2 protein-coding genes are annotated in these 3,747 nt (G+C 71.6%); both read left to right on the forward strand.

Annotation, left to right across the window (positions count from 1 at the left end):
- Positions 1-1,940, forward strand: a 1,940-nt coding sequence (locus tag P3L51_RS35475; RefSeq protein WP_354609484.1) for a peptidoglycan D,D-transpeptidase FtsI family protein, incomplete at its 5' end; no start/stop codon positions are given.
- Positions 1,941-1,956: 16 nt separating this feature from the next.
- The gene (locus P3L51_RS35480) at positions 1,957-3,690 is read left to right on the forward strand and encodes a UDP-N-acetylmuramoyl-L-alanyl-D-glutamate--2,6-diaminopimelate ligase (protein ID WP_435594597.1); all 1,734 of its coding nucleotides are present in this window, start codon (positions 1,957-1,959) and stop codon (positions 3,688-3,690) included.
- Positions 3,691-3,747: the final 57 nt, after the last annotated feature.

The raw sequence follows: 3,747 nt of genomic DNA on the forward strand, positions 1-3,747 counted from the left end.
GCTCCTCGCAGCGCCCCGCGCCCCGGCCCTCCGGGCGCCCGCGCCGCCCTACGCAGGGCCGCCGGCGCCCCGGCGCCGCCACCCCGAACCACATCCGGCTCGGCAACCACCGCCCCCGGCTCCGCCTGGTCAGCCTCGGACTGACCGTCGTCATGCTGGTCTTCGTGGTCCGGCTGCTCCAGGTCCAGGCGGTCGACGCGAGCGCGTACACCGCCAAGGCGGAGAAGAACCGCTTCACGAGCGTCACCCTGGCCGCCGAGCGCGGTGAGATCACCGACCGCGCCGGGGTCGCCCTCGCCACCAGCGTCGACGCGCACGACATCACGGCCGACCCCAAGATGTTCACCCCCGAGGACAGCAACGTCGCCGACGCCCCCCAGCAGGCCGCCGCGCTCCTCGCCCCGATCCTCGACAGGGAACCCGAGACACTCGCGAAGCAGCTCTCGGCCCCCAGGTCGCGCTTCACGGTGCTCGCCCACCGCCAGACCCCCCAGGTCTGGAACCAGATCAGCGACCTCAAGTCCGTCCTCTCCGAGAAGGCCGAGAAGGCGCGCACCGCCAAGGGCGGCAAGGGCGACAAAGCACCCGCCAGCGTCCTCGCCGGAGTCTTCCAGGAGCCCAGCAGCAAGCGTGTGTACCCCAACGGGGACCTCGCGGCCGGAATACTGGGATACGTCAACGCCGCCGGCCACGGAGGCGGCGGCGTGGAGTCCATGCTCGACAAGAAGCTGTCCGGCCAGGACGGCGAGATCACCTACGCCCACTCCGGCGGCCGTCGCGTCCCCACGGCGGGCTCCAAGGAGACCCCCGCCGTCCCCGGCACCGACATCGAGCTCACCATCGACCGGGACATCCAGTGGGCCGCCCAGCGGGCCATCTCCGACCAGGTCACGGAGTCCAAGGCCGACCGCGGCTACGTGATAGTGCAGAACACCCGGACGGGCGAAGTGCTCGCCATGGCCAACGCCCCCGGCTTCGACCCCAACGACCTCTCGCAGGCCGATGCCCGCGGCATGGGCAACGCCGCGCTCCAGGACGCGTTCGAACCGGGCTCCACCAGCAAGGTCATGTCCATGGCCGCCGTCCTGGAGGAGAAGGCCGCCGTCCCCGGCACCCATGTCACCGTGCCCAACCGGCTGCACCGCGGCGACCGCCTCTTCAAGGACGACATCGACCACGCCACCTGGTATCTGACCCTCAACGGCGTCCTCGCCAAGTCCAGCAACATCGGCACCATCCTGGCCACCGGACAACTCGGCAGGACACAGCCCCAGGCCAACCAGGTCCTCCACTCCTACTTGCGTAAATTCGGCATCGGCAGCCCCACGGGCCTCGACTATCCCGGCGAGACCCAGGGCATCCTGGCCGATCCGAAGGACTGGTCGACCTCGCAGCAGTACACGATCCCCTTCGGCCAGGGACTGTCGGTCAACGCCATGCAGGCGGCGTCGGTCTACTCGACCATCGCCAACGGAGGCGTACGGATCGAACCCACCCTGATCCGCGGCACCCAGGGCCCCGACGGGCGCTTCACCCCCGCGACCGCCCCGAAGAAGACGCGCGTCGTCAGCGAGAAGACGGCGAAAACGCTCTCCACCATGCTCGAATCGGTCGTCGGCAACGAGGCGGGCACCGGCACCAAGGCCCGGATCCCCGGCTACCGCGTCGCCGGCAAGACGGGAACGGCCAACCGCGTCGATCCCGAGACCGGCCGCTACAAGGGCTACACCGCGTCCTTCGCGGGCTTCGCGCCCGCCGACGACCCGCAGATCACCGTCTACTGCGCCATCCAGAACCCGACCAGTGGCAGCTACTTCGGCGGCCAGATCTGCGGCCCCATCTACAAGGAGGTCATGGAGTTCGCTCTCAAGAGCCTCCAGGTCCCACCGACCGGCAAGACGTCCGATCCGCTGCCGGTCGAGTTCAAGCCCGGCGAGTGACCCAGGGAACGCCCCAGTGACAACGATCACCCCCGATTCGGGGAACCACGACGGCCCGTCCGTCCCCCCATCAGACGGCTCCGGCAGCGAGCGCCTCTCACGTGGCCCGCGGCCCGGTGAGCCCGGTACGCTCACCGCCGTGCCCCACGCAGATCAGTACCGAACCACCACAAAGGACGCGCCCGTGAACCATCCCGGAGCGCCCCGCCCGACCCAGGTCCTGCCGACCTCACTCGTGGACCTGGCCGCCCGGCTGGGTGTCGAGGCCCCGGCCGACGGGGCGGCGACCGGCATCACCCACGACTCCCGAGCGGTACGCGTCGGGGACGTGTACGCCGCCCTGCCCGGCGCCCGCTTCCACGGCGCCGACTTCGCCGCCCAGGCCGCCGACCTCGGCGCGGCGGCGATCCTGACCGACCCGGCGGGCGCCGAACGCGCCGCCGCGACCGGTCTGCCGGTGCTGGTGACCCCCGACCCACGGGGCAGCATGGGTGAACTGGCCGCCGAGATCTACGGCCACCCCGGCGCCGACCTGCTCCAGATCGGCATCACCGGCACATCCGGCAAGACCACCACGGCGTACCTCGTCGAGGGCGGACTGCGCGGCGCCGGACACCACACCGGGCTCATCGGCACCGTCGAGATGCGCATCGGCGACGAGCGCATCAAGTCCGAGCGCACCACCCCCGAGGCCACCGATCTCCAGGCGCTCCTCGCCGTCATGCGCGAGCGCGGCGTCGACTCCGTCGCGATGGAGGTTTCCAGCCACGCGCTGGTGCTCGGCAGGGTCGACGGCTGCGTCTTCGACATCGCCGTCTTCAACAACCTCAGCCCGGAGCACATGGAGTTCCACTCCGGCATGGAGGACTACTTCCAGGCCAAGGCACGGCTGTTCACCCCCGAGCGCAGCCGGGTCGGTGTCGTCAACTTCGACGACGAGTACGGGCGCCGGCTCATCGACGAGGCGGGCGTGCCCGTCACGACCTTCTCCGCCGAGGGCCACCCGGATGCCCACTGGCGTGCCGAGAACGTCGAGGTCGGCTCGCACGGCAGCACCTTCACCGTCGTCAGCCCCAAGGGCGAACGGATCCGCGCGGAGGCGCCGCTGCCGGGCCCCTTCAACGTCGCGAACACCCTGGCCGCCGTCGTCACCCTCGCCGTGGCGGGAATCGACCCCCAGGTCGCCGCCGACGGCATCGCGGCCGTCCCCGGTGTCCCCGGCCGACTGGAGCGCGTCGACGTGGGCCAGCCGTACCTCGCCGTCGTCGACTACGCCCACAAGACGGACGCCGTCGAATCGGTCCTGCGCTCCCTGCGCAAGGTCACCAAGGGGAAGGTGCATGTCGTCCTGGGCTGCGGCGGCGACCGCGACCAGTCCAAGCGCCCCTCGATGGGCGCGGCGGCCGCACGGCTCGCCGACACCGCCGTACTGACCTCGGACAACCCGCGCTCCGAGGACCCCCTCGCCATCCTCGCCGCGATGCTCGCGGGCGCCGCCGAGGTGCCCATCCACGAGCGTGGCGACGTCCTGGTCAACGCCGACCGGGCGGCGGCCATCGCCTCCGTCGTCTCCCGCGCGGGCGAGGGCGACACCGTCCTGATCGCCGGCAAGGGCCACGAACAGGGCCAGGACATCGCCGGGGTGGTACGCGCCTTCGACGACCGTCAGGTGCTGCGCGAGGCCATCGAACGCTCCTGTCGCCGCGAGACCGAGAGCGCCGGCGCGACCGACAGCCCCGGTCAGGGATGAGGGAGCCGTCCGGCGACCGGAGGACAGAGACGGCGGCCGCGGGCCGCCGCCCGGCCT

It is taken from the genome of Streptomyces panacea, from assembly GCF_040560175.1.
Lineage (GTDB): Bacteria > Actinomycetota > Actinomycetes > Streptomycetales > Streptomycetaceae > Streptomyces > Streptomyces panacea.